This window comes from Vibrio sp. Y20_XG_PY13, assembly GCF_024181925.1.
GTDB lineage: Bacteria > Pseudomonadota > Gammaproteobacteria > Enterobacterales > Vibrionaceae > Vibrio > Vibrio parahaemolyticus.
On sequence record NZ_JAMZAL010000001.1, the window covers coordinates 509,318 to 534,565 of the forward strand.

The window sequence follows — 25,248 nt, forward strand, 5'->3', positions numbered from 1 at the left end:
AGTGTTTTAGATCATGCTACCGCTTGGACAGCCTAGAGAAACAACACCGCCATAACTCGTTGTTGGTGTAGCTACCATGATTAAATCAACAGGAAGAAACACAACGTCCGTTGCTAACGACAAAGGAATGTCAATCAATGATAGTGGGTATAACGCGATGGAAGTAATATCAGCTCTTAAATAGCAAGGTTGTCGTGCGACAGATAACGCGGTGCCTGAAAACGGCTTTCCGTATCCGCCACCAGCATGCGCATCTATAGACGAACACCCCACCATTAAAGATGCTGACACCACAAGAAATACAACTTGTAGCTTTTTAAATATATTTATTTTCATTTAACCTAGATTCCAACTAACTATTATTTTTTAAAACTAAACCCTCTCTCAAATTGTATATTCAATGAATTTACTCACATGGGCCTAGTGCAACCATGTTAATACGTCCTATGTATTAGAAACAATTCATTTATTTCCAATAGCACCCGTGAGTTCATACGACGTGACTAGAATCGCACTTAATTTTTTATGCAAGCACCAAGTTAAGCTCAACCTATTCGCTTTCCCGTTGGAGTCGCGTACCTTTCATCTGATGTAAAAAAGCCGCCAGAACCGTTTGGATCTGGCGGCTTTTGTTTTTATCAAAACTCGATTACTGCTGTAGCTTCGCTTTGGCTTCTACTACTTTGGAGAAGTCTAGGCCTAGCTCTTCCACTGCTTCTTTAATCAGTACAGGATTTTGCATTACCTGCGCCATTAACGCTTGAAGCTGATCTTGTGGCAGACCTAGTTGGCTGATAGTTGCCATTGCAGCCAGAGGGTTTTGAGTTAACGCCTGAAATAGCTCGTTGATTTGCTCGTCGCTAATATTGTTTTCTTTCAACATCGCAAGAATCGGGTTCATCAAATTACCTTTAAATACTATTTAAAACAGACCCGCAGTTTACCATTGGGTTTTGTTAGTTTGCACGCAGACTTTAACCACCACTCCACCATCGACCAAGTTATGGTCGAATATTGGTGAACGTTGCGGTAGTGACTCCATCACTTTGCGATGAGAACGCTTTTATATCCGCGTTAAAGTAATATGGATTAAGTGGCATTTTACTCTCGGCTGGTCGCGCGTAGTAAAGCTTGGCAGGCTGTTTTGCCATTTGTTGCGCGTACAAATACCCGACCAACGCATGTTCAAACTGGTGGTAACCATTTCCCCAATGGAACGCTTTGGTTGATTTAGGATTCAGACCAACACCTCCGTATTGATGATCCACCCACACGTCCATAAAGGTGGGTAATGTATATTGAAGCGTTTCTTTCATCGAGCCATCAACAAGAGAAACCGTCATCGCCGCTTGATCGAGTTCAGCCCATTCCCAAGACGAGCTATAGTGCTTGTGCGGTCTTGATTGCCAAGCAAGAATGCTCTCTTGCGTCCATTTACTCTGCCATTCTAGTGAGAAGAGCGCTTTGACTTGCTCAAAGTTTTGCTGGTATTGCGCTTGTTTAAGCGTGTGTTTCATTCCTTTGAAACCAAACTCTGTCCAATTGGAATTCTCCAACAACTGACCAGTGAGATACGTCATCCAATACGCTTTGATGGTGTGTCCAAAATCATTGTGTTTCGCATCTGGCATCATTACCGCTTTGTGGTGTATCGCGCCATAAAAGCGCTGCTCTTTGTCGGAGTGGTAGTTATCCAGCATCACTTGCGTCAGCCATTGCAGATCTTGCTTCCACTTGGCTTGCGCTGGCTCTGGTAAAAGTGGCGACGTTAGCAACAGATAGCCATTAATTTGGTCAAGTTGAGCGACTAACTCTTGCTGCTTCTCACTTTCCCCATCACCATCTTTCAAAACCCACGCCAGACCGCGATCATCGCTTCGTCGGTAATGTTTAAATATAAACGCTTGCTGGTCGATAAGTGCTTGTTCAACCTTTGGATCTTGCGTCAAGTAGTAGTACATCGCCAAGCCCACCAAGGCGTAAGCTTGGTCTTGAGAAGTTCGCTGTTGCCACTCCATCCCCGGTTTTCCACTACGCGTAAAGCTCACGAAGCCACCGTTTTTCTCATCTCGTAGATGATCAATCAGGTAATAAGCCCCTTTCTTGGCTAGCTCTAATGCTTGTTTGTCACCCGTAAGATGAAAAAGCACGCCATAAGCGTAAGTTTGACGCGATTTCATGCGTGTGTATTCGCGATCGAAGTGCGGGCTAATCCACCCTTTGTTTAATTCTTCACACGGCTTTTGTGGGTCGAGAATGACACCGTTATCACAACGAAATGTCGGAAAATTCCCCGCAGGTTGCCCATGCGCACTTTCCATCATCCAATATGGAGCTAGGCCATTTGTCACATGGTTTAACCAATCATCCCCCGAAGGCAGGTCCACATCAGCAAAGCTGTTCATGCTCGTCGTTGCGAGCAATAAGGTAAGATATTTAAAAGACATAATACTCAATTAAGTTATTGAATTTTATCCAGTATAAATAACTCCCTTTACACATATTGTCGTCGTGGTCACAATCGCCTTACGCATTTGTTTGCATTATTCATCTGTCTGCCTTATTCGATGACTGAGTCGAGAATAAACGCCACTCTGTCTTCGACTGACATTTTGGGCACTTCGATCAATTGATAACCAAACTTGTGGTATGCATCGACCATCTGTTGATATGTGGCGACCGCTTCAGAAAAATCTTGCTTTCGCTCTTCATCGTTACTGAATATCGATGCCCACGGTGGAAAAATGAATACTTGAGAATGATAACGAAGCGTTTGGCAATGCGTGATGAGCTCATCCGAGATTGGCAGTTGTTCCAACTTGCTGTAGCCATATACATCCACAATACTGCGATCAAAAAACACCTCCGTCTGGTGCACATTGAAAGCTCGGTAATTGCCCACTTCTTCTTTTGTCATTTCGTCTCGAAAGGCTTGTTTGTCATTCCAAGGTAATGCTGAACCGTGATTCGCAACCTGCGTTTGTATCACGTGACGACCTGTTTCTGGCGCGCAGATAAAGCCTTGTATTTTTAGTTGTTCGATAACCGAGGTTTTTCCTGCACCGGGACCACCAGTGAATACGATGAGTTTGTTCAAAATCTTTTCCTTATTTTTTGTTTGAGTGAAGTAATGCGTGTACGGCCAAGAAAATTGGCATGGCATTTGGCACACCAGCGTTAAGCGAGATCGGCAATGGAAAGTTTTGGGATAGAAATGAGCAGTGAAAAATATTGATGAAATGAAAGCTTAAACGGCGTGTTCAGCGTTTATGAAAACGGAGGAATTTTGAGCAAACCAAACTTGCCCAAAATATTGGGTTGGGAAATGGAGAGATTGGATCATTAGGTTAACGCGTCAATTGGCTTTCTATATCAAGAAGATTGCACCTAAGCCTAAGAACGCAAAGAAACCGACGACATCGGTAACGGTTGTTAATACTACCGAACCAGCCACGGCGGGGTCAATGTTAAACTTCTTCAAGGTGAATGGTATCAACGTCCCCGATGCCGCAGCCGCCAGACTATTGAGAAAAATTGCGCAGCAGATAATAAGAGCCAATGGCCAAGAGTCAAACACCATGTAGACGACACCCGCGATGACTAATCCCATGATCAAGCCATTAATGGTGGCGATTTTTAATTCCTTATTCACCAATAGCTTCAAGTTACTTTGGTGCAAGTGGTTCAATGCGATACCCCGAATGGCCACCGCTAAGGTTTGGCTACCTGCGATGCCGCCCATACTCGCCACAACAGGCATTAAGATAGCAAGCGCTACAACTTGCTCGACCACATTATCAAAAATACCGATGATGGCAGAGGCAACAAAAGCGGTCAGCAAGTTAATCACCAACCAAAGTGCTCTTAGCTTTGTCGCCACAGTTAATGGTGTGAACAAATCTTCTTCGCTTCGTACGTTTTCTGCCACTACAGCTTGTAGGCTGAGTTCACGCAAGGTAATCGCGATGGTCGCCATCGACAAAACGCCCATAATTTTGCCACCAGCCATGATAGGAAACCAATGCGCTCCACCATCAATCGAGACCTGTTTACTGACGCTTTGAATCGTTTGGATATCTTCCAGAATTGGCGTGACTACGGTCAAGTCTGTGAGTTTGGTATGGTTCTCATGCAGCAACAGGGTTTGAGGTTCTATCGTCCCAATAACGCCTCCGACATCACGCACGATGATCAATCGCACCGGGCTTTGTCCTCGTTTTAACAACTCGGTTTTGATGCCTCCTACGCTGTTTTTAGGATTTGCGACTAAAAAATGCGGCTCGGCATACCTCCCCACTTTGTTATCTTCATACGACAGCGCTTGTTGAATGTGCGCGACCGACTCTTCACTTTGGTCGATAAGGTACTCATCCACAAACTCGGTCGGTAGAAAGTCTGCAAAGATGATCAGTTCCGAATCCGTGATGTACGCTAAGCGTTCATGTTGCAGCTCTTTGTTGAGTGATTGATGAATGTGCTTGGCGGTATCGTATCGCAGCAAATTTAATACCGTCCAGTACTTCTCTGGCGGCACCGCTTCTATCACGCGTTTACGATAAGCAATGTTGACCGACTCCAAAATGTTCGCGATTTGCGCTTCCTGATAGTCTTTCAAAAAACTGAGGTCTTCGGTCGACTCTATCGCTTTAATGATCTCGGCAAGCAAATGAGGCACTTTGCGATTAATTTGTAATTGGCTGGAATCTATCATCATTGTCACCGATTTCCTTGGGCATCACGTTAGTGTCAACACGATGTCTATTACCTAAAGGCATGAGATCCTGATGTTAAAATTCTAGGCAATGGCGCGCACAATTGCGGAATTTATATTTTGCTCGCAGAAACAGAACGTCTTTGCATAAGGGGATGGTATAAACTTTTAGTGTGCATTAGGCGCATTTGCCTCGTTTGATAATGGAGTAATCAATGGCACCAGTATTTTTTCTGACTCAGCAAGCAGCCTTACCAAGTCGTAAGGTGCTTCGTAAAGTGATTCAGTTTGCGACAGCGCTGGCTCAACCCATCGTGGTATTGGTGGAAGACCACCGCCGGAGTGAAGATCACGCGTTCGCGCATTTCCTTAGTTTCAACTCTGACCATATAGAAAAGAGACAAGCTGAGTTTGAAGCGTGGACATCAAAATTTAAAGACTTCGTTATCGAGCTTTGTGAAGAAGAGGAAGTTGAAACGCCAACCCTCTCTTATGAGCATTTCAAAGGGAGTCATTGGATTGCTCAAGTCGCGAAACGGCTTGTCGACCACACAGATTTACTGCTCGTGGGGCATTTTAACAAGCATGACATTCAAACCTTACTCACCGAGCTAGCAAAAAACGATTGTGATTTATTGCTATTAAGCGAGCGTTCATGGCCTTCTCACGCCAACATGCTTTGCGCGATAGATCCGCTTCATCGCGGAGATGCAAAGTCGGTGGTAGATAAAGCCATCGTATCGCGAGGCTCAAAGCTAGAAAAAACCTTGAGCGGAAAAATGACATTAGTTTACTGCCGCTACGTTGCGCCTTATCTGTCTCGCTATCGTGCAGAGATTTTGAGCAACCAAAAAGCAGGCATTACGGACTTTATTACTGCGCAAAAGTTAACACGAGTACCACTGCTGCTGCCAGAAGGAAACCCTGAAACGGCGTTACCAAAAGCAGTTAAGCAATCACAAGCGGCAATTCTGATTATGGGTGCATGTAAACGAAGCATGTCATCCCAATTTTGGTCTGGCAGCACTGTAGACACGTTGCTTGATCAACCACCTTGTGACCTGCTGTTGGTCAATAGCACGAAGGATTGATCAGACTTCCCCATTCCGCCGCATCTTAAATAATATCACGCGCAGTTATTGGCTCTTCATGGTCTCTAACTGCGCGGCTTCATGTTCCGCGTTCAAGGCTCGTTTCTGCTGCTGTTTAACCTCATCCCAACTGCGTCCCGATTCAATCGCAGATACACGCTGCTCGTATTTAGTGCAGGCTCTTTCGAGTACTTTCTCAGGATCTATGCCCTTTTCTCTTTCCAACGCTTTTAATACATTAAGATAGTTCCACAACACATCGCCTAACTCGTCTTCCAAATGACAAAGGCGGTCCTCACGAATCTCTTCACGGACTTCATCGACTTCTTTGCCAATGGCCTCCAGATAAGTCTCTACGCCTTTAAACCAAGTGTTGGTTTGGTCATATTGAGATTTTCTCGTCGCAATTGCGTACAGCTCATCAAATTTCTTCATTATCTCTCCGTAGAACGAGTTTTTATTTACGCCTCTTTAGGACGAATAAACTTCCCTTTTGCCGTCACTCTAACTTCATTATTGACCAGTAATTGAGCCACCAGTTGATATATACCGCGGCGTTCACCTTCACAGTGTGCAGTAATCATGACGTGCTCATCTAACTCAATAGGTGCATGGTAGCGCACATCCAACTGCGCGGTAAGGGCTTGAATGTCTCTAAATAACAAACAGTGCGTCATTGCACCATCGAGCAGCGAACTCGCAATGCCACCATGCAACAGGTCGGTGTAACCCTGATGACGCGGTAAAACGTGAAACTCTCCGACAACAGAACCATCAGCTAGACACTGGTAGTTCACAGCCAAAGAGTTAGGATTTGCATCGATTGAAGAACAAACCGCACATTGATAATGAGATTCGTGAGTGGAATGAAAGTGACTGTTTGCGGACATGATAAGTACTCGGCTTGTAAAAAGGAGTAATTAGCATATGCCAATTATTCAAAAGAAACGGCGAGTAATCTTTGTTTGCACGTTGTAGGGCCAACAACCTCATTGTCCATAACGTTAAATAATCATTTTCATAATTAACGATAATTTCCAGTTTATTTAGAGCAGCGATAAGGTTTGCATCGTGATTACGCAACGTTATGAAAGGCGACTTATGAAGTTTCTCCACACGATGATCCGTGTTGTTGACCTAGACAAATCTATCGAATTTTATACAAAAGTTCTGGGTATGAGCGTTTTGGATCGTTTTGAAAACCAAGAATTCCGTTACTCACTGGTGTTTGTTGGTAGCCCTGATCAACCAGATGGCGCGACCATCGAGCTAACTTATAACTGGGATACCGGCAGTTACGACTTAGGTAACGCATTCGGGCACATGGCGCTTGGGTGTGAAGACATTTACGCAGCTTGCGAAAAAATCAAAGCGCTTGGCGGCAACGTCACTCGCGAACCCGGTCCAATGAAAGGAGGAGAAACGCACATCGCCTTCATTAAAGATCCCGACGGCTACCCAATCGAACTGATTCAAACTAAACAATAACAAGGTTTCCTATGACAGATGCATTATTTCAACCGATTCAACTTGGCTCTCTTTCATTAAAAAACCGCATCGTTATGCCTCCGATGACACGCTCTCGAGCCTCTCAACCGGGTAATGTTGCCAACGACATGATGGCCACCTACTACGCTCAACGAGCCGAAGCGGGATTAATCGTTGCTGAAGGCACGCAAATTTCACCAATGGGTCAAGGCTACGCGTGGACACCGGGTATTTATAGCCCAGAGCAAGTTGCTGGCTGGAAAAAAGTAACTGATGCAGTGCACGAGAAAGGCGGCGTTATCTTCGCGCAATTATGGCACGTTGGTCGTGTGACTCATCCTGACAACATCGGCGGCGAGCAACCTATTTCTTCTTCTGCGCTTAAAGCGGAAAACGTGAAAGTATTTATCGACAATGGCACAGACGAACCTGGCTTTGTCGACGTGGTTGAGCCGCGTGAAATGACCAAACAAGACATCAAGAATGTTATTGAAGAATACCGCCAAGCCGCATTAAACGCGATAAAAGCTGGGTTTGATGGTGTCGAACTTCACGCAGCAAATGGCTACTTGGTTAACCAGTTTATCGATTCTGAAGCGAACAACCGCACCGATGAATACGGCGGCTCAATTGAAAACCGTCTGCGTTTTCTTGGTGAAGTGGTCGAAGCAATGACGCAAGCCATTGGCGCCGAGCGTGTTGGTGTTCGCCTTGCACCATTCACTTCGTTAAACGGCACCGTTGATAGCACACCTGTCAACACCTACACCGCTGCTGCTGCGCTGCTTGATAAACTCAATGTGGTTTACATTCACATTGCAGAAGTGGATTGGGACGACGCACCAGACACTCCGCACGACTTTAAAACCGCAGTTCGTGAGGCGTATAAAGGCAAACTGATCTATGCCGGTCGTTACAACGCAGAAAAGGCGCAACACGCGATTGAAAGTGGCTTAGCCGACATGATCGGTTTTGGTCGTCCATTTGTTGCAAACCCAGACTTACCAAGCCGCATCAAGCATGGCTATCCACTGGCAGAACATGACCCAGCCACATTGTTCGGCGGCGGTGAAAAAGGCTTGGTGGACTACCCTGCTTATCACGCGGGTTAACTCATCTACGTAAAGCCGATTCGCAACTCGCGACAAACCAATAGCTAATCCAAAAGAACCTTGCTCTTCCCCCTGTGACGCCAAGATGCAGGGTTCTTTTTTAGGCTAAGCCACCAAGAATTAACGTCTTTGACAAGATGTGCAACCTCGGCACGCAGAGCGCGTCGTTTTACTTAGTAAACTGCGTTGTACTTTACAGTAGGCATTTTTCAGTGCGCGGCGGCCTGAAAACCAATCATCCGGTTTAGTGAGGATTAAGTAGCCATTAAATCTCTTAACCAACTCGGTTCGGTTGTTTTCGATAAATCGGCTATCAAACTCGATTTCGAAGTAATCCAACGCTTCTTCGATACAAGTAAAGCTGGCAATTTTTTCCTGAATCGTATTCTCTGTCATTGTTTCTTTAGCGTTATCATTTTCAATGAAGTCTAAGAGCCTCGCGCTTTACGTTCTTTGATTTAGCGCTTCTTAACATCACTCTTTCTGGGATTTCCATATTGAAATTCAATTTGGGAATTCGTTATTTCCCCAGCCTTTTCATTTTGACACTCAATTTAAGGTGCTGATTTAAAGCAATATTATTTCTGGTTCATATTTTGCTCTACTTCGTTAAACGGAATGTTGGAGGGACACGATATGACTTACAGAGCGGAAGTGGACGGATTAAGGGCGATTGCTGTCACGTTGGTGATTTTGTTTCATGCAGGAGTTGAGCAATTCGCTGGTGGCTTTATTGGCGTCGACGTATTTTTTGTTATCAGCGGCTATTTGATCACCACCATCGTGATTAACGATTTGGAAAACCAGAAGTTTAGCCTCGGTGATTTTTATGAGCGACGCATTCGCCGCATACTTCCCCTGCTACTGGTGGTGATTGCCGTCAGCTATTTGATGTCTTGGTGGCTATTTTTGCCACAAGCACACAAAGACGTTGGTCAGTTCGCAGTGTCTTCTATTCTTTCTTCATCCAACATTCTTCTGTATTTAAAAGGCCACAATTACTTCGGTTTAGAAGATCAAGCCAATCCGCTATTTCACACCTGGAGCTTGGGCGTTGAAGAACAATACTACATTGTCATTCCTTTGCTACTCATGCTACTCGCTCGTGGCAAAAACGCGTTTTACCTGACTTTTTTCATCGCGGTATTTGCGCTGAGTTTGATGACTATTGTTTATGCGAGCAACGATCCTGATTTCGCCTTCTACATGATCTTTTCTCGTGCTTGGGAGCTGGCAACCGGTTCATTACTCGCATTAGTAATGAGAAAAACCCAAGTTCAATCCAACGATACGCTGGCAACCATTGGCATCGTTTTGATATTGGCCTCTGCACTTTTGTTTGAAAAATCGCAAGATGGCGCGGGTATCACTTTGCTGGTGCCAGTCATCGGTAGCGCGTTAGTGATTTTGTTTGCCTCTAAAGACAATGTCTGCGGTAAATTGCTGAGCCTAAAATGGGTCGTGTTCGTCGGCTTAATCAGCTACAGCTTGTACTTGTGGCATATTCCGCTATTTGTGTTTTACCGCTACATGCTGGACGCAACTCAAGACGTCAATATCTCGCTTTACATTGCCGCTCTTTTTGTACTGTCTTACTTCACTTGGCGATTTGTGGAAAAGCCGTTCCGCAGCCGAAAAGCCATGAGCATGCGCACTGTGTCTGCGGTTGTTGTGTTGTTGACGCTGCCCTTGCTGACGTTCGGCGTTATTGGCCATCAAAACGGTGGTTTTCCAGAAAGAAGCGCATTTTTCGAGGCCATGCGCGTTAACAACGGTTACGGTTTAGATTGCAACGGCAACACCGACGTTAACGATGTGTGCTCGTCTGCGCCGCAGCCCACCATCGCTGTGTTAGGCAATAGTCACAGCATGGTTTACGTGAAGCGTCTATCCGAAGTAACACCAACTGGCGTGGTGCAACTTACTCAAGATTCCTGTGCGGTCGGTTATGTCGACATCCTCGAAGCTGCTGGCTCAATTTCTTGCCGACAGTTCTTCAAACAGGCAGTCGATACCATTTTGCGTACCCCTTCTATTCGTCGCGTCGTTATCTCTTCCAACTTCAATAAAGAGCTTTCACAAGCCGATTACGAGGCATCATTAACTGGATTGTTGAATGAACTGGAAGGGAAAGAAGTGGTCGTTTTCGGCCCAACCCCTTCTGCACCGTTTGCGGTGGGTGAATGCCTTTGGAAAGCGCGTTTGTTTGGCGAGCAGGAAGAGTCTGTATGCGATTTCTCTCCCAAGCGACATCACCCTCAAAACGTGGCGAAGTTAGTGAACTACTTTGATCAATTTGAGCACGTTGAGTTTGTCGACTTGACCGATGCCATTTGCAGAAATGGCGTATGTCGAATGAAAGTTGGTGCGAACAACGCCATGTATACCGATGACAGCCATTTATCTTACAAAGGTGCTGAGTTGGTGCTTGGGCATTACCACAACAGTACGAATGAAGCTCAACAGTTCACTTACGACCGACAATAACCAAGGAATTAGCTTTATGCTTCAGCGCTTATCTCAGGTAAGCGCTGAATATTTTAGAGCAAGAGAAAGCCAACGCCTCTATTTGAAAATGCGCGGGTCAAACGCGAAATCAAGCTTTTCGGCTTTCTTGATGATCTCTTTCATTTTGGGATGATTTGGGTTCACCACGTAGTTTTTATCACGAGGTGAAATCGTTGAAGGCACTTGCAGCGCAGCAAACTCAGGATGAGGATCATTGAGAAACTGATCACCAATGTATTGCGTAGACTCGCTCGCCGGTATTGCTCGCCACGTCACTGGGAGATCTTCTTCATCTAAGGTGGCGATGAGGTATTCTGGCATTTCGATACGATATAAATCGTACAGTTTGGTGATGGCAGGGTCGTTGTTTACGTGAACAAACACTTCCAACGAGCAAAGGGATTCCGATTCAGAGAAGTAGAGGGCTTCGGTTCCTTTTGAGTTCCATCGCCCTCCAAATAACTTTGCGCCAACGGGGCTAAATGGCGTGTCAGCAAATTTCTTTTGTGTGAGACGATAGAGCTTCATATTACGAGAATACCCCGTGCTCTAAACGGCCGATCAAATCTTTCACGATTTCAAAATCCACCGTGGTCGAGACCATGTCTAGCGGCCTTTTTCCACCTAAGCCGTAAACATTCTCTTTCATCCATTCAAGCGCGCGTTCTTCGTTGTCAAACAGCTCTGTCGCGAGTTTTAATAACATCGCTAATCGATAAATCGCATCACTTTCTTGCGTATTGAAGCGTTCATCGTTTTTTAGACGACGCTTGATCGTGCTGACAGGTATCAATGTGACGTTTTGAAACTCATTTTGAGATAGCTTCACACGCTCAACAATATTGCGATACACCTTAGGTTCAAAACCTTTGTGAACCGCATCAGTGCGACCTGTCTCGGCGTCTTCAATACCCAACATAAACCAGAAATTGGCTTTATGAGGTTGTTTCGGTTTGAAGCTTTTTAATGCTGCAGTTGCCATATCAAGCTCCTTTAGTTCATATGGTCTAGTGATTATGGTTCAAATGAGCTTAATTTTCAAACAAAGTAAACAGCCACGTAAAGAAAAAGGCGAGCATTGCGCCCGCCTCTCTTACTTATTCATCAACTTTGTTTACGCATCTATCGATGAACAGCGTTTCACTTATTGCAAGTCAAAACGATCCGCGTTCATGACTTTCGCCCATGCAGCGACGAAATCATGGATGAATTTTTCCTGATTATCATCTTGCGCATACACTTCCGCGTACGAACGTAGAATCGAGTTTGAACCAAAGACAAGATCCACTCGAGTCGCCGTCCATTTCACTTGGTCTGTTTTACGATCACGAATTTCGTATTGGTTCTCACCCGCTGGCTTCCATGTGTAAGCCATATCGGTGAGGTTTACGAAGAAATCGTTCGATAACGTACCCACGCGGTCGGTAAAGACGCCATCTTTGCTGCCACCGTAGTTGCTACCCAGAACGCGTAAACCACCAATCAGTACCGTCATTTCTGGTGCTGTCAAACCCATAAGCTGCGCTCGGTCGAGCAACAACTCTTCCGGCTTCACCACATAGTCTTTCTTCAACCAATTTCGGAAACCGTCAGCCACAGGTTCAAGCACTTCGAACGATTCCACATCCGTCATATCTTGAGAAGCATCGCCTCTACCTGGTGCGAAAGGCACAGATACATCATGACCCGCCGCTCGCGCAGCCAGTTCAATACCTACGTTACCAGCAAGTACGATAGCATCAGCAACGCTACAGCCCTCTTCTGCTGCGATGCTTTCTAGCACAGCAAGAACACGACTTAGACGCTCTGGCTCGTTACCTTGCCAATCTTTTTGCGGAGCCAAACGAATTCTCGCGCCATTTGCGCCGCCCCGTCGGTCAGAGCCACGATAAGTACGGGCACTGTCCCAAGCGGTGGCGACCAAATCAGCGATAGACAAGCCGCTCGCTTCGATTTTGCCTTTCACAAGATCGACGTTGTAGTCCGTTTTGCCTGCTGGCGTTGGGTCTTGCCAAATCAGATCTTCGCTAGGTACATCTGGGCCTAGGTAGCACGATTTTGGTCCCATATCACGGTGAGTCAGTTTGAACCACGCACGAGCAAACATATCTTCAAAGTATGCAGGGTCTTGTTGGAAACGCTCTGAAATCTTGCGATATTCAGGGTCCATTTTGAGTGCCATATCGGCATCGGTCATGATTGGATTGTAGCGCTTAGAGCCATCTTCTACATCAACAGGCTTGTCTTGTTCTTCAATGTCGATAGGCTCCCATTGCCAAGCGCCAGCTGGGCTCTTCTTCAGTTCCCAATCGTATTTGAAGAGCAAATAGAAATAACCGTTATCCCATTGAGTCGGATGCGTTGTCCAAGCCCCTTCCAAACCACTTGTTACCGTGTCACGACCAATACCACGAGTCTTGTGGTTCATCCAACCAAGGCCTTGTTCATGCACGTCAGCGCCTTCTGGATCTGGACCAAGGTTGGCAGCATCACCGTTACCGTGACATTTGCCCACGGTATGACCACCAGCCGTTAGTGCAACAGTTTCCTCATCGTTCATTGCCATACGTGCAAATGTCACTCGCATGTCTTGCGCCGTTTTCAAAGGATCTGGGTTGCCATCCACCCCTTCTGGGTTCACATAGATCAAGCCCATCATTACTGCTGCAAGTGGGTTCTCTAAGTCACGCTCTCCGGAGTAACGGCTGTTTTTCGCGCCACTTGGCGCAAGCCACTCTTGCTCAGAACCCCAATAGGTGTCTTTTTCTGGATGCCAAATATCTTCGCGACCAAAACCAAAGCCAAAGGTTTTAAAGCCCATCGATTCATAAGCCATGTTACCTGAGAGAATAATCAGGTCGGCCCAGCTTAACTTGTTGCCGTACTTTCTCTTGATCGGCCAAAGAAGTCGGCGTGCTTTGTCTAGGTTGGCGTTATCTGGCCAAGAGTTGAGAGGGGCAAAGCGTTGGTTACCGGTTGCGGCACCACCACGTCCGTCTGCGATACGATAGCTACCAGCCGCGTGCCATGCCATACGAATCATCAAACCGCCGTAGTGTCCCCAGTCTGCTGGCCACCAATCTTGGCTGTTTGTCATTAGGTCTTTTAAGTCTTGTTTGAGTGCGTCGACGTCCAGTTTTTTAAGTTCTTCTTTGTAATTAAAATCTGGACCAAATGGATTCGTTTTGGAGTCGTGCTGATGCAGGATGTCTAAGTTTAAGGCATTCGGCCACCAATCCATCACCGACTTGTCTGTAGATGTTTGTCCACCATGCATAACTGGACATTTACCTACTGAACCGCCGTTTGTATTGCTCATATTGTACTCCTTTATTTTGTAGCCTCCTTGGCTACTCATTCTCTACTCAATGCGAAAAACATTGAATACCTGACCAAAACAGCGTAGTCCACTTGACGCAAGAAAGAAGTCTTTTTCTTCAAAATTTGCACGCTGTTTACAAGCTTTTACTGTTACCAAACATGTACATATATGCGTTTTATATGGATTCAGATCAGATTGGATTTACCCCTGAATACTTAACGCCAGACAATCTCGCCATGTTTTGATCCCACGTCGCTAAATCCCGAACATTGAATTGGCTGAGTGAATGATGACCGCACGCCCTTGCCATCACTTGCATGAGCTCAACCGATGATTCAAAGAAGTTTTTCAGTTGTTGAGACGATTTTTCAATATCGAGACGCTGCCTCAAATCGGCATTTTGTGTCGCAATTCCTGCTGGGCAGTTGTTGGTGTTGCAGATGCGAGCTGCGACACAACCGATTGATTGCATCGCGCTATTCGCTACCGCCACGCCGTCTGCACCGAGCGCTAACGCTTTGACAAAATCCATAGGAACGCGAAGTCCACCAGTGATGATTAACGTGACACGGTCACTTGCACCTTTTTCATCTAAGTATTTACGTGCACGAGCTAACGCAGGAATGGTCGGTACGCTAATGTGATCACGGAACATGGTTGGTGCGGCGCCCGTGCCACCACCACGGCCATCGAGAATGATGTAATCGGCACTCGCATCAAGCGCAAACTGGATGTCTTGCTCAATATGGTTAGCACTTAATTTAAAGCCAATCGGAATACCGCCAGTAATGCCACGAACTCTGTCGGCAAACTTTCTGAAATCGTGAGTAGTATGAAGATCGGTAAAGGTTGGTGGCGATATTGCAGGTTGCCCTTCAGGAATGCCCCTCACCTGAGAGATCTTACCAATGTTTTTGTTGGCAGGAAGATGGCCTCCTGTCCCTGTTTTCGCACCTTGTCCACCTTTAAAGTGAAAGGCTTGAACCTTTAGGAACTTGGATTCGTCGTAGCCAAACTTCGCACTGGCTAGCTCATAAAAATACCGCGAATTAGCAGCTTGCTCTTCTGGCAACATGCCGCCTTCCCCGGAGCAAATCCCAGTTCCGGCTAACTCCGCACCTTTTGCCAGCGCGATTTTCGCTTCTTCCGAAAGCGCACCAAAACTCATGTCCGACACCAATAAAGGAATAGCGAGCTTGAGCGGCTTACGTGCGTTTGGCCCCACAATCAACTCGGTAGACACGGGAACGTCTTCCAACAGCGGTTGTGTCGCCATTTGCGCCACCATGATTTGTATTGCATCCCAATGTGGTAACAAGTGCCTAGGCACGCCCATTGCAGCCATCGGCCCATGATGACCGAGCTTAGAGAGCCCTTCTCTGGCAAGTTGGTGAATAAACTCTAGAGTTGGCTCCTCTTGAGTATTGGCAGCAGCGAGCTTTTCACTTTTCTCTCGTTTTTGATCTGGGCCTTCTTTGCCTACTTGCTCGGCGGTAAATCGTTTATGCGTACCATCGCAAAAAGGCGCATTGGCAGTGTGCTTGCACTGGCAGAGATAAGCATCTTCGTCTTTTTCCGCAGTAAAGCTCATTGGCTTCATCCCAGTTCCAGAATGCGAGCCGTCACAATAAGGTTGCTTTTTTGATCGCCCACAACGGCAAAAATAATATTCTTGCCCGGCCTTCAATTCGACCTTGATCGGCTTGTTATCGGCGATGATTGGCTTGCTCATGTTGCCCCCTAGTTATTGTTTTTCACCATGCTTTGTCGCTGGCTTTCAAATAAGCGTAGAACAGGAGCCAAAGAGCGTCAGTGCAAGCGGAGTAAAATGCGCGATTGCGACCGTCCTCTCCTATACTCTTTATGGGTCTCATACACGTGGAGGCTATATGACGATTGCAACCCGATTAGATGAATATTTGACTGAGCATAACATTCACTTTCAAACCGTGAATCACAGCCACAGTCATAGCTCGCTACAAAGTGGTGTTGCCGCAGGTGTGCCTTTAATGAATATCGCAAAAGGTGTGATTCTTGAGGATCATGAAGGGCGTCATATGATGGCGGTCTTACCTGCCAACAACAAAATCAGTTTGTCGAGATTAAACGACGAATTTAACGCCACCTTCCACTTGGTGAAAGAGCGCATGGTTTATCGACTCTTCACCGATTGTGAACACGGCGCTATTCCGCCGATTGGTAGCCCTTACCACATGTCGACAGTTTGCGATGAAAGGTTAGCAAATTTGGAACATGTCTATCTCGAAGCCGGCGATCATGAAACTCTGATTAAGCTGGATAGAAAGGCATTTAAAGATTTGATGAACGACTGCAAATACTTAAGATTCAGCAGTGAAGTTCTGCATTAAACTTGCCAAAATATGTCGACATTTCGTGAAAAAGGCTCTTTCAACAAGAGCCTTTCTTTGTGCTTTATCTCAAACACTTAGCTTTCTGAGACTAACTTATTGCGATAAACCCGAGTCGGTCGCCCTACTTTCCCGTGTTCTAAAAAGGCCACCAACTCACCTTGCTCAACGGCTTTATCCAAATAACGACGAGCCGTGCTCTTACTGATGGTTAAACTTTCCGACACACTCAATGCGGTGTGCTCGACATGCACGTGCGTAAACAGGTCCACCACCTGACGGAACATAAAAGGATCTAAACCAGCCAAATCCGTTGGCGTGCCTTTTCCAAGATGGAACAAGTCATCAAGCTGCGACTGTCGAAAACTCTCTTGGCTACGCATATGGTTTTTGACCTTTGCGAAACGAAGCAAGCTTTCGGTTAGTCTTGAGTAATCAACGGGCTTGACGAGGTAATCAAATGCGCCGAAACGATGGGCTTTTTGAACCGTAGATGCGTCATTGGCCGCCGTGACCAAAATGCATTCTGGTTTCTGGTCGCTCTCTAACCATTGATAAACCAGCTCGACACCTTGCCCGTCTGGCAAGTAGTTGTCGACGATGACCAAATCCGGCTTAGTATGCGTCACTAGCTGCTGGGCAATGTGAATACTACCAGCAATACCGACGACTTGATATTGTTCCACTTGCTCAATGAAATGGTGATGAAGCTCTGCAATGTTGGGATCATCTTCCACTATGACTACTTTTATCATCCTAACTCCTTGGGAAAATAGATCGTAAACGCGGTTTCTTGCTCGTCACTGTCCAACTCCATATGCCCATTGCCTTGCTCAACGATGGAACGTACAAGGTACATGCCTACTCCATGATCGGCTTTGTTTCGCTTAGTGGTAAAGCCCAATTCACACAACACATCAAACTCACTCTCGATCAGCGGGCCGTTATTCGAAACCTGAATGGTGTACTCACAGGCCGATTCTGAAATACCAATGTGTACATGACCGTTCTCTTGTCCTTTCACCGCTTCCAAAGCGTTTTGAGCTAAATTGCCAATCAACCCACACAATTGTTCTTCTGACAAACGGCGAGATAGTGCGCTCAAATCACTTTGGCCGTCAATGCTCAGTGCCACACCCAGTTCGTTGGCTTTGCTCGCCTTTGCCAAAATCAAGGCTGACAAGGCCGGTCTGCTATTCAGCGCATGTAGCGAATCCAGTTGTGATTGACTGGCTTTCGCTTGCGACAAACAAACTGAAAGCGCTTTATCGTAAGCCCCCATTTGTAAGAGACCCGAGATAGTCGAAAGCTTATTTTGATACTCGTGACGCGCAACGCGCATGTTCTCCATGTACTGCGTCACCTGACTGATTTTCTCCGAGAGTACGTGCATCTCATTTTGGTCACGCAAGCTAAACACTGCGCCATAAGGTTCACCTGTCGACGTACGAAGCGTAACTCTGTTCATCACCAAATTTTTGCCATTCACGCGAATCAATCCATTAATGTAATCGTCACCTTTCAGCGAAAAACTTTCAGGGTTATCTATCCCGTCGGTAAATACGTTGCCAAGCTCTTGATGATAGTTGAGCATAGCGCGAGCGGAATCATTAATAAGATACAAACTTCCCTCGGAGTTTATCGCGACCAATCCTTCATACGTCGCTTGCAGCACGCCTTGATGCGTTTTTAATGCCTGCTTAAGCTGCCAAGGTTCTAACTCTTGCATTTGAGTTCGAACATAGCGAGAAAACTTCCAAGACAACCAAATACAAATACCGACGGCAATGATTCCGAACGATATCAAAGGCAACAACCGTTCGCTTGTCCAGAGATCCAAAGTATCAATCAAATAGCCAACTTTGATCATGCCAATCACATCGCCTTCATTGGAAAAAATGGGAGATATGTAACGAACCGATGGCCCTAAAGATCCCACGCCATAAGAAAGATAGGACTCGCCGTTTTCCAGCGCTCTTTCAATGTCACCTCCCAATACAGGCAGACCAACGCGTTCAGCGACAGGATGTGCCAGCCTAATTCCTGCGCGATCACTCACAGTGATAAAGTCCGCATCACTCACCGCCTGAACCGCATTGATGATTTCTGACGTTTTGCTTGCGCTACCAGACCCAACAGCGGCAATAAGGCTGGACAATTGCGAGAGCTGCTGCGACTGAACTTGAGCACGCAGGCTGATTTGATGAGTGAGGATGTCGTCCAACTGATGAGCACTGTAACTCCACCAACTCAACATGCCCAATAGCATTACACCACTGAGCAATACGGCCAGTTGTTTAGTAAAAGAAAAGGAAGCAAACGGCACGATAGGATTCCAAGAAATGACTTGCCCTAAGCTTACCGCAATTCCTTATTCGACTTAGGGGCTCTCACCATGAATTTTGACGCGGATCTCAGTGGTGATTTTTATGACTTTTATTAATTTAATGCGTTTATTCTCAATTATTTTTCAAACAGATTTTGTCGTGACATGCAAATTGATAAAGAGCTCAAGTACGTCGTTGATGAAATTGATTTTTCTCAGTTTTTTGCCATTTCCAAACCCTATGATGAAGAAAAATAACTTGGAGATGGATGTATGAATAGTTCCCAAATGAAAATGCTCCTACTGGTCGCGATAGGCTGCATCTTATGGTTTATCCCAACCCCAGAAGGACTCACCGATCAAGCTTGGCAAATGATGGCGATATTCGTCACCACCGTACTAAGCTTGATCCTCGCCCCACTTCCTCTTGGCGCGATGGCGTTGATGGGTTTGACGCTCGCGACACTGCTTGGCGTACTACCAATCAAAACCGCACTGACTGGCTTCGCGCACCCAACGATTTGGATGATTGCAGCTGCGTTCTTTATCTCTCGCGGTTTTATTACCACCGGCTTTGGTCGACGCGTCGGATACTGGTTTATCTCTAAACTTGGTCACAACTCATTAGGCCTTGCTTACGGCTTAGTGTTGACTGATTTGCTGTTTGCACCTGCAACCCCAAGTACCACAGCACGTTGTGGCGGTATTATTTCTCCGCTATTTCGCTCGGTTGCGAGTGCTTATGATTCCGACCCAGAAAAAGGTACTGAGAACCGAATCGGCGCATTTTTGGTGCAATGTATCTTCCAATGTAACGCGATTACATGTGCGATGTTCCTGACCTCAATGGCAGGTAACCCACTCGCCGCTAACTTCGCAAAAGAACAAGGCGTTGAAATCACATGGGCTGGCTGGGCAACCGCGGCGATCGTCCCTGGTTTGTTGTGTTTGTTCCTCATCCCACTCGTGATGTACATGGTGTTTCCACCAGAGCTAAAGAAGACACCAGAAATGCGTGAAATTGCGCGTCAAAAGCTGGCTGAAATGGGCAAAATGACGCGTGACGAGCTGATGGTTTGTATCACTTTTATCGGTATGGTTTCACTTTGGGTATTGGGCCCAACATTAGGCATTCATGCAACGGTTACGGCTTTACTTGGGTTAGTTTTCTTGCTTCTCACTCACACCATCACGTGGGACGCCGTTCTTGGCGAAAAAGAAGCATGGCACACCATAACTTGGTTCGCTGTATTGGTAATGATGGCTGCACAACTTAACAAACTCGGATTCATCAGCTGGTTCAGCGAGTCTATGGCCGAGTCACTGTCCGGCTTTGGCTGGGTGACAACCATCGTCGTGCTTCTTTTGGTTTACTACTACAGCCACTATTTGATGGCGAGTGCAATGGCACACATCAGTGCGATGTATTCCGCGTTCTTGGCAATTGCGATCTCTGCTGGCGCGCCTCCAATGCTTGCTGCGATTGTTCTTGGTATTTTCAGCAACTTGTATATGTCGACCACGCATTACTCGTCTGGCCCTGCGCCAATCTTGTTTGGTGCTGGTTTCCACACTCTGCAAAACTGGTGGAAAATCGGGTTTATCTTCTCACTCATCGTCATTCCAATCTTTGTTTTTGTTGGCGGTGCGTGGTGGAAGCTTCTCGGCCTTTGGTAATCCGCAATTTACAACGCATAGAAACCAAAAACCGCCCGTTTGGGCGTTTTTTTATCAATCCAATCACTATCGAACAAAAATCTTCTGAATCGCTTTTATCGCCATTGCTCTACGACGCATTAAAGCCCCCGTTCTTGGCAGCCATTTCGGCGTGTGGAGTACGGTTTTCGCATGGCTAAAGGTTCTGAATCCTTCCACTCCGTGATAATGACCAATGCCTGATTGACCAATGCCACCGAAAGGCGCATCTTCAGCGCCAACGTGTAATACCGTGTCGTTAATGCCGACGCCGCCACTGTGTGTGTTGCGAACGATATGTTTGATGGTCGATTTGTCGTCCGACATAACATACAGCGCAAGTGGCCGCTGGTGCTGATTAATGTAGTCAATCGCTTCTTCTAAGCTTTTGTATGACTTGATGGGTAGAAGTGGCCCAAAGATTTCCTCTTGCATGATTCGCATATCTGCTGACACGTTTGTGACCAAATGAGGGTACAAAAGCCGTTCCTCTTGAGGTGACGCTTCAACAGTATGGATGCTTGCGCCCTGAGCTTTGGCATCCTCAAGTAGCGCAGTCAAACGATCATACTGTCGTTGGTTGATAATATGGGTCAGCTTTTGATTCTTGTTGGATTTCAAATAGAGTTTTTCAAAACGTTTTAAGAACAGCGTGATGAACTCTTCGACGCGTTCTTGCGGTACAAACGCGTAATCAGGCGCCACACAAATCTGGCCCGCATTGATGCATTTACCAAACAAAATTGCATCAACGGCTTTCTTCATGTCTGCATCTTCTGCGATGATCACCGGAGATTTCCCACCCAGTTCTAACGTCACTGGAGTCAAATTTTCTGCCGCTGCTTTTGCCACAGCGCGGCCAACATTTGTCGAGCCAGTAAACAAAAGATGATCGAATGGCAGTTGGCTGAATGCTTGTGCAACGTCTGCTTCACCTTCAAATACTTCGACATGCTCCGACAGCTCGCGACAAATATTGACGATGACTTTATTGGTTTTGGGCGTAAATTCGCTGAGCTTCATCATCACACGATTGCCAGCGGCCAAAGCAGTCACTAAAGGCGCAAGGCTCAAAATGACAGGAAAGTTCCACGGCGAAATGATCCCGACAACGCCGAGTGGCTGATATTGAACGGTCACTTTCGACGGAGCAAGCAACAGGCCTGATTCACGTTTACTAGGTTTGCACCATTTTTTTAGCCGCTTGAGGGTGTAATTGATGTGCGAGACCGTCGGCAAAACGTCGGTCATTGCGGTATCAAATTCTGAACGATAACCAAAATCGTCACTCAGCGCTTCCACCAACGCTTGTTTGTTCGCGATAAGCGCTTGTTTTAGCATAATAAGGCGCTGCTTACGTTCATCCAAACTAGGATAAGGTTCGGCGGCATACGCCGCTTTTAAGCGGTCGAGGCTTTGTTGTAACGAGTTGTCCACTTCAACCTCTGCGATTGCGTTCATGATGCTTCTCCTAGCCTAGTTTCGATCAATGACGCTCCAAATTAACACGAGCGCAACAATGTTACTATTGTAGCGCTCGCGAAATTAGAGTTCGAACTCTGATTAAAATATCGGTGGGTTTGGACCTAAGTCAGACGCAATTCATAAATGCCTAATCGTTTAGAGCGGTCAAGCGTCTCGAACTCGTGATCAACGTATTCTTTTAATGTGGCACCAGCACGCTCCGCAATATTGATACTGGCAATGTTATCTTCCATACAGTGGAATTGGATGAACTGCGCATGCCCTTTCTGCTTTAAAAAAGGAATCAAAACCGCAAGCACTTGGTCAATCACTCGGTGTCCTCGCCCATTGTTCGCCAACCAATAGCCAATCTCAGTAACGTGTGTGTGCGAATCCACACCCTTGATGCCAATAACACCCGTAAACTGCTCATCAAAATAAATCGCGCACCAGTGGGCATCTAACGCTTTGCTGTTCACGCGCTGAGAGATGTAGTTCACTGCTTCTCTGCGGTTGGTCACAAAGTCCGTCCAAGGTAAATAGCCAGATAGGCTGTTTCGATACGTGTTCACCACTTCCAGTAAAACCGTCGCATGCTTGGTGGTTAGAGGCTCAATTGAGACCCTTTCCGAGACGGAAAAGCGCGCTTGCGAGCCATTCCCTTGATAGTCGTGTGGATACATCGAATCTCCCATTCACATCATCCTTTAGCAAAGCGCTGCAATGCATCTCCCGCCAGTCGATAGATCTTCCATTCATCTTGAGGCTCTGCACCGATTGACTGATAGAAATCAATCGCGGGTTGGTTCCAATCCAATACAGCCCATTCAAAACGGCCACAACCACGATCAACGGCAATATTCGCCAAATGCTTTAACAACGCTTTCCCAGCACCAACATTTCGGTACTCAGAAGAAACATATAGATCTTCCAAGTAGAGTCCGTTCTTTCCAAGCCATGTTGAGTAGTTAAAAAAGTAGACGGCGAATCCTATCGGTTCTTCGTTCACATAACAAATCACTGCGTGTGTCGTCGAATCTTCGCCGAAAATCGCTCGATCAACGTCTTCGACGCTGGCTTTAACTTCATGTTCTAAATGCTCGTAACGAGCTAACTCTTTAACAAATCTTAAGATGGTTGCAGAATCCTGCTTTTGTGCTGCTCGCACAGAAATTTTATGAGTCACGTCCTTGTTGCCCTTTCCTAGCTGTTTTGCTCGATTAATGTATACGGTGTCAGCGACTCCACATCAACATAGTATTGCCAAACATGATCATAGAGATGATGTTGATTGGCAAACGGCGTAAGCTGCTTTGCTTCTTCCAGCGAACACCAGCGATATTCCGTGTGTTCTTCATTAAGCACCACAGGTTGGTTTGGCGGACAAAATAACACAAAGCATGGGATGACCAAGATTCGGTTCTCCTTCGCTTCGTAAAACTGTTCTAAAAAGTCCGCCTTATGTAACTCAACATCGTCAATCTGCGTCTCTTCTTTAAGCTCTCGCAGAATGGTTTGCCATCCTGTTTCACCAGCCTCTACACCACCAGCCACATGGCACCAATACCCGCCTTTAACGCGTTTGAGTAACAGAATTTTATCTACGCCATCAATTCGAGAGATGACAACGCCAGAGACATGCGTCGCTTGTATTGGGATCATGTATGCTCCTTAAATATCTAGATATTTCCTAGATGCGCTCCATGCGCGAAAGAAAGATAGGTTGATTGAGAACCCACAGTCTACCGCTTATTCTTTCTCTAGGCAGAGATGTTTGAATGCCGCCGATCATTTTGTCTGTTGAGTATGCTAAAGTGCGATCTGTCGCAACAAATGAGCAGTAAAATGTCTAATTCACTCAACACTATGGTTCCCATTGGTGTGCGCTTTATGGTGCTCTCCGCTTTCGGGTTCGCGCTAATGTCGGCCACGGTAAAGCATGTCAGTCTTCATGGTATCCCTGTCTTTGAAATCGTTGCAGCAAGAGCACTCGTTTCTTTAGTGATCAGTTATTTAGATGTGAAACGAAAACGAATCTCTGTTTGGGGCAACAACAAACCACTACTCTTAGCGCGTGGCGCGGTGGGCACCTTCGCGCTGATGTGTGTTTACTATTCGGTGACCACGTTACCTTTGGCAGAAGCAACCATCTTCCAATACATTCATCCGGTATTTACGGCGATGCTCGCTGTCATTTTTTTGAAAGAGCGAATTCAGCCCACAACCTTCATTTGTATTGCGCTATGTTTGCTCGGCGTCTACGTCATGGTTCGGCCAGAAACCGGCGTAGAATCTGCACAAACACTTCCAATGTTCAGTGTGATGATTGCTATTTTAGGTGCTTTTGGTAGCTCTATCGCTTATGTCATTGTAAGAAAACTCAGCCAAACCGAAGACAGCTCGGTGATCATTTTCTACTTCCCGCTTGTGGCGCTACCAACGTCCATCCTGTTTATGGGGGATAACTTTGTCATGCCAGATCTTTACCTGACGTGTATGTTGGTATTGGTCGGCGTGTTCACTCAAATTGGTCAACTTGGGCTGACTAAGGCGATGCAAACTCAACAAGCAGGTAAAGCATCAGCCTACTCTTACGTGCAGATTGTCTTTTCGGTACTATTAGGCATTGTGTTCTTTGGCGAGCTTCCATCACTATGGACATACATTGGCGGCGCGTTAATTGTAGCGGGCGCATTGATCAATGTGTTCGGCCATCATTTACGGTTGCCTTTTATTAAGCGTAGTGCTTAACGCCCCATCCCAAACGGGCAAGATATTTAAATGCAACAAAGCCAGAGTCGACTCTGGCTTTTCTTTTATGTTTAACCCGGCGTTAAGCTGAGATTTTTAACCCTGCAATACCTGCCACAATCATCAATAAACTCAGTGCTTTAATTAGCGTTGCTGGCTCATTGAACAAGTAAATACTGACGATTGCCGTGCCTATTGCACCAATGCCAACCCAGACGCCATAAGCGATGCCTAAAGGTAAGGTTCTTAGCGCGATACCAAGCAGCCAAAAGCTCAACAACATAAAAACGATGGTGAACGCCGAAGCGCCAAATTTGGTAAACCCTTGTGAATATTTAAGACCGACAGCCCATGCGATTTCACACAAGCCCGCAATGAAGAGAATTCCCCAAGCCATGTCATATTTCCCAA

General features: G+C 46.1%; 26 protein-coding genes. 7 read left to right on the forward strand and 19 right to left on the reverse strand.

The genetic code is table 11. The features are described from left to right. Window positions 1–6: 6 nt before the first annotated feature. The 5 genes from NL646_RS02265 to NL646_RS02285 all read right to left on the reverse strand — a co-directional run bounded on the left by NL646_RS02265 (window position 7) and on the right by NL646_RS02285 (window position 4,714). Entirely contained in the window at window positions 7–336 is a 330-nt protein-coding gene (locus NL646_RS02265) for a YceK/YidQ family lipoprotein (RefSeq protein ID WP_005478428.1), read from the reverse strand. Window positions 337–649: 313 nt separating this feature from the next. Then, a complete protein-coding gene (locus tag NL646_RS02270) occupies window positions 650–901 on the reverse strand; it encodes a DUF2999 family protein (protein WP_005395194.1) in 252 nt (83 codons plus the stop codon). 100 nt (window positions 902–1,001) lie between these two features. Further along, a complete protein-coding gene (locus NL646_RS02275; protein ID WP_253663787.1) occupies window positions 1,002–2,447 on the reverse strand; it encodes an AGE family epimerase/isomerase in 1,446 nt (481 codons plus the stop codon). Window positions 2,448–2,560: 113 nt separating this feature from the next. Beyond that, window positions 2,561–3,097, reverse strand: a complete 537-nt coding sequence (locus NL646_RS02280; protein ID WP_253663788.1) for an AAA family ATPase — start codon at window positions 3,095–3,097, stop codon at window positions 2,561–2,563. Window positions 3,098–3,367: 270 nt separating this feature from the next. Next, window positions 3,368–4,714 (reverse strand): magnesium transporter, encoded by a 1,347-nt coding sequence (locus NL646_RS02285; protein ID WP_025559407.1) that lies wholly within the window; start codon window positions 4,712–4,714, stop codon window positions 3,368–3,370. A 212-nt stretch (window positions 4,715–4,926) separates the two neighbouring features. Here NL646_RS02285 and NL646_RS02290 point away from each other — a divergent pair, with 212 nt between their 5' ends. Continuing rightward, the gene (locus NL646_RS02290; RefSeq protein WP_005395202.1) at window positions 4,927–5,802 is read left to right on the forward strand and encodes a universal stress protein; all 876 of its coding nucleotides are present in this window, start codon (window positions 4,927–4,929) and stop codon (window positions 5,800–5,802) included. Between the two features lie 45 nt (window positions 5,803–5,847). Here the strand turns inward: NL646_RS02290 and NL646_RS02295 are convergent, their stop codons facing one another. Together NL646_RS02295 and NL646_RS02300 are read right to left on the reverse strand one after the other, a co-directional pair. Next, complete coding sequence (locus NL646_RS02295; RefSeq protein WP_025498829.1) at window positions 5,848–6,237, reverse strand: MazG nucleotide pyrophosphohydrolase domain-containing protein; 390 nt, start codon at window positions 6,235–6,237, stop codon at window positions 5,848–5,850. A 26-nt stretch (window positions 6,238–6,263) separates the two neighbouring features. Continuing rightward, complete coding sequence (locus tag NL646_RS02300; protein WP_020835230.1) at window positions 6,264–6,692, reverse strand: PaaI family thioesterase; 429 nt, start codon at window positions 6,690–6,692, stop codon at window positions 6,264–6,266. 211 nt (window positions 6,693–6,903) lie between these two features. On the opposite strand from NL646_RS02300, the gene gloA reads away from it, so the two are divergent. Both gloA and NL646_RS02310 read left to right on the forward strand, forming a co-directional pair. Beyond that, entirely contained in the window at window positions 6,904–7,290 is a 387-nt protein-coding gene (gloA, locus tag NL646_RS02305; protein ID WP_253663789.1) for a lactoylglutathione lyase, read from the forward strand. Between the two features lie 11 nt (window positions 7,291–7,301). Beyond that, entirely contained in the window at window positions 7,302–8,402 is a 1,101-nt protein-coding gene (locus tag NL646_RS02310; protein WP_253663790.1) for an alkene reductase, read from the forward strand. A 120-nt stretch (window positions 8,403–8,522) separates the two neighbouring features. On the opposite strand, the gene NL646_RS02315 is transcribed toward NL646_RS02310, so the two are convergent. Continuing rightward, complete coding sequence (locus NL646_RS02315; protein ID WP_005498697.1) at window positions 8,523–8,798, reverse strand: nitrogenase-stabilizing/protective protein NifW; 276 nt, start codon at window positions 8,796–8,798, stop codon at window positions 8,523–8,525. 240 nt (window positions 8,799–9,038) lie between these two features. Between NL646_RS02315 and NL646_RS02320 the strand changes: the two genes are divergently transcribed. Continuing rightward, window positions 9,039–10,889: an acyltransferase family protein gene (locus NL646_RS02320; protein ID WP_253663791.1), complete on the forward strand. Its 1,851-nt coding sequence runs from the start codon at window positions 9,039–9,041 to the stop codon at window positions 10,887–10,889. 78 nt (window positions 10,890–10,967) lie between these two features. On the opposite strand, the gene NL646_RS02325 is transcribed toward NL646_RS02320, so the two are convergent. The 4 genes from NL646_RS02325 to NL646_RS02340 all read right to left on the reverse strand — a co-directional run bounded on the left by NL646_RS02325 (window position 10,968) and on the right by NL646_RS02340 (window position 15,964). Further along, window positions 10,968–11,438, reverse strand: a complete 471-nt coding sequence (locus tag NL646_RS02325; RefSeq protein WP_005376497.1) for an RES family NAD+ phosphorylase — start codon at window positions 11,436–11,438, stop codon at window positions 10,968–10,970. 1 nt (window position 11,439) lies between these two features. Further along, entirely contained in the window at window positions 11,440–11,892 is a 453-nt protein-coding gene (locus tag NL646_RS02330; protein ID WP_005454082.1) for an antitoxin Xre/MbcA/ParS toxin-binding domain-containing protein, read from the reverse strand. Between the two features lie 162 nt (window positions 11,893–12,054). After that, on the reverse strand, window positions 12,055–14,229 hold the full coding sequence (gene katG, locus NL646_RS02335; RefSeq protein WP_253663792.1) for a catalase/peroxidase HPI: 2,175 nt from the start codon (window positions 14,227–14,229) through the stop codon (window positions 12,055–12,057). Between the two features lie 193 nt (window positions 14,230–14,422). Continuing rightward, window positions 14,423–15,964, reverse strand: a complete 1,542-nt coding sequence (locus tag NL646_RS02340; RefSeq protein ID WP_031821976.1) for a glutamate synthase-related protein — start codon at window positions 15,962–15,964, stop codon at window positions 14,423–14,425. A 157-nt stretch (window positions 15,965–16,121) separates the two neighbouring features. Here NL646_RS02340 and NL646_RS02345 point away from each other — a divergent pair, with 157 nt between their 5' ends. Further along, window positions 16,122–16,601, forward strand: a complete 480-nt coding sequence (locus NL646_RS02345; RefSeq protein WP_005486498.1) for an aminoacyl-tRNA deacylase — start codon at window positions 16,122–16,124, stop codon at window positions 16,599–16,601. A 77-nt stretch (window positions 16,602–16,678) separates the two neighbouring features. Here the strand turns inward: NL646_RS02345 and NL646_RS02350 are convergent, their stop codons facing one another. Then, the gene (locus NL646_RS02350; RefSeq protein WP_005395226.1) at window positions 16,679–17,356 is read right to left on the reverse strand and encodes a response regulator; all 678 of its coding nucleotides are present in this window, start codon (window positions 17,354–17,356) and stop codon (window positions 16,679–16,681) included. After that, a complete protein-coding gene (locus tag NL646_RS02355; RefSeq protein WP_253663793.1) occupies window positions 17,353–18,927 on the reverse strand; it encodes a sensor histidine kinase in 1,575 nt (524 codons plus the stop codon). The genes NL646_RS02350 and NL646_RS02355 overlap by 4 nt, the downstream gene beginning before the upstream one ends. 273 nt (window positions 18,928–19,200) lie before the next feature. Between NL646_RS02355 and NL646_RS02360 the strand changes: the two genes are divergently transcribed. Then, a complete protein-coding gene (locus tag NL646_RS02360; RefSeq protein WP_017447632.1) occupies window positions 19,201–20,604 on the forward strand; it encodes an anion permease in 1,404 nt (467 codons plus the stop codon). Window positions 20,605–20,670: 66 nt separating this feature from the next. Here the strand turns inward: NL646_RS02360 and NL646_RS02365 are convergent, their stop codons facing one another. The 4 genes from NL646_RS02365 to NL646_RS02380 all read right to left on the reverse strand — a co-directional run bounded on the left by NL646_RS02365 (window position 20,671) and on the right by NL646_RS02380 (window position 23,748). Further along, window positions 20,671–22,083, reverse strand: coding sequence for a coniferyl aldehyde dehydrogenase (locus NL646_RS02365; protein ID WP_253663794.1), 1,413 nt, complete (start codon window positions 22,081–22,083; stop codon window positions 20,671–20,673). Between the two features lie 125 nt (window positions 22,084–22,208). Beyond that, on the reverse strand, window positions 22,209–22,781 hold the full coding sequence (locus NL646_RS02370; RefSeq protein ID WP_253663795.1) for a GNAT family N-acetyltransferase: 573 nt from the start codon (window positions 22,779–22,781) through the stop codon (window positions 22,209–22,211). A 5-nt stretch (window positions 22,782–22,786) separates the two neighbouring features. Continuing rightward, window positions 22,787–23,272 carry a GNAT family N-acetyltransferase gene (locus NL646_RS02375; protein WP_005454093.1) on the reverse strand — a complete coding sequence of 162 codons (486 nt, stop codon included), beginning with the start codon at window positions 23,270–23,272 and terminating at the stop codon, window positions 22,787–22,789. 17 nt (window positions 23,273–23,289) lie between these two features. After that, entirely contained in the window at window positions 23,290–23,748 is a 459-nt protein-coding gene (locus NL646_RS02380) for an NUDIX pyrophosphatase (protein ID WP_015313152.1), read from the reverse strand. Window positions 23,749–23,931: 183 nt separating this feature from the next. Between NL646_RS02380 and NL646_RS02385 the strand changes: the two genes are divergently transcribed. Further along, window positions 23,932–24,837, forward strand: coding sequence for a DMT family transporter (locus NL646_RS02385; protein WP_025520421.1), 906 nt, complete (start codon window positions 23,932–23,934; stop codon window positions 24,835–24,837). 82 nt (window positions 24,838–24,919) lie between these two features. On the opposite strand, the gene NL646_RS02390 is transcribed toward NL646_RS02385, so the two are convergent. Continuing rightward, window positions 24,920–25,234, reverse strand: coding sequence for a multidrug efflux SMR transporter (locus NL646_RS02390; protein WP_005498670.1), 315 nt, complete (start codon window positions 25,232–25,234; stop codon window positions 24,920–24,922). Window positions 25,235–25,248 lie beyond the last annotated feature (14 nt).

Bases quoted from the DNA above. Each gene is read 5' to 3' on its own strand.
- NL646_RS02265 (WP_005478428.1), bottom strand. From the start codon at position 336: ATGAAAATAAATATATTTAAAAAGCTACAAGTTGTATTTCTTGTGGTG.
- NL646_RS02270 (WP_005395194.1), bottom strand. From the start codon at position 901: ATGAACCCGATTCTTGCGATGTTGAAAGAAAACAATATTAGCGACGAG.
- NL646_RS02275 (WP_253663787.1), bottom strand. From the start codon at position 2,447: ATGTCTTTTAAATATCTTACCTTATTGCTCGCAACGACGAGCATGAAC.
- NL646_RS02285 (WP_025559407.1), bottom strand. From the start codon at position 4,714: ATGATGATAGATTCCAGCCAATTACAAATTAATCGCAAAGTGCCTCAT.
- NL646_RS02290 (WP_005395202.1), top strand. From the start codon at position 4,927: ATGGCACCAGTATTTTTTCTGACTCAGCAAGCAGCCTTACCAAGTCGT.
- NL646_RS02295 (WP_025498829.1), bottom strand. From the start codon at position 6,237: ATGAAGAAATTTGATGAGCTGTACGCAATTGCGACGAGAAAATCTCAA.
- NL646_RS02300 (WP_020835230.1), bottom strand. From the start codon at position 6,692: ATGTCCGCAAACAGTCACTTTCATTCCACTCACGAATCTCATTATCAA.
- gloA (WP_253663789.1), top strand. From the start codon at position 6,904: ATGAAGTTTCTCCACACGATGATCCGTGTTGTTGACCTAGACAAATCT.
- NL646_RS02310 (WP_253663790.1), top strand. From the start codon at position 7,302: ATGACAGATGCATTATTTCAACCGATTCAACTTGGCTCTCTTTCATTA.
- NL646_RS02315 (WP_005498697.1), bottom strand. From the start codon at position 8,798: ATGACAGAGAATACGATTCAGGAAAAAATTGCCAGCTTTACTTGTATC.
- NL646_RS02320 (WP_253663791.1), top strand. From the start codon at position 9,039: ATGACTTACAGAGCGGAAGTGGACGGATTAAGGGCGATTGCTGTCACG.
- NL646_RS02325 (WP_005376497.1), bottom strand. From the start codon at position 11,438: ATGAAGCTCTATCGTCTCACACAAAAGAAATTTGCTGACACGCCATTT.
- NL646_RS02330 (WP_005454082.1), bottom strand. From the start codon at position 11,892: ATGGCAACTGCAGCATTAAAAAGCTTCAAACCGAAACAACCTCATAAA.
- katG (WP_253663792.1), bottom strand. From the start codon at position 14,229: ATGAGCAATACAAACGGCGGTTCAGTAGGTAAATGTCCAGTTATGCAT.
- NL646_RS02340 (WP_031821976.1), bottom strand. From the start codon at position 15,964: ATGAGCAAGCCAATCATCGCCGATAACAAGCCGATCAAGGTCGAATTG.
- NL646_RS02345 (WP_005486498.1), top strand. From the start codon at position 16,122: ATGACGATTGCAACCCGATTAGATGAATATTTGACTGAGCATAACATT.
- NL646_RS02350 (WP_005395226.1), bottom strand. From the start codon at position 17,356: ATGATAAAAGTAGTCATAGTGGAAGATGATCCCAACATTGCAGAGCTT.
- NL646_RS02360 (WP_017447632.1), top strand. From the start codon at position 19,201: ATGAATAGTTCCCAAATGAAAATGCTCCTACTGGTCGCGATAGGCTGC.
- NL646_RS02365 (WP_253663794.1), bottom strand. From the start codon at position 22,083: ATGAACGCAATCGCAGAGGTTGAAGTGGACAACTCGTTACAACAAAGC.
- NL646_RS02370 (WP_253663795.1), bottom strand. From the start codon at position 22,781: ATGGGAGATTCGATGTATCCACACGACTATCAAGGGAATGGCTCGCAA.
- NL646_RS02380 (WP_015313152.1), bottom strand. From the start codon at position 23,748: ATGATCCCAATACAAGCGACGCATGTCTCTGGCGTTGTCATCTCTCGA.
- NL646_RS02385 (WP_025520421.1), top strand. From the start codon at position 23,932: ATGTCTAATTCACTCAACACTATGGTTCCCATTGGTGTGCGCTTTATG.
- NL646_RS02390 (WP_005498670.1), bottom strand. From the start codon at position 25,234: ATGGCTTGGGGAATTCTCTTCATTGCGGGCTTGTGTGAAATCGCATGG.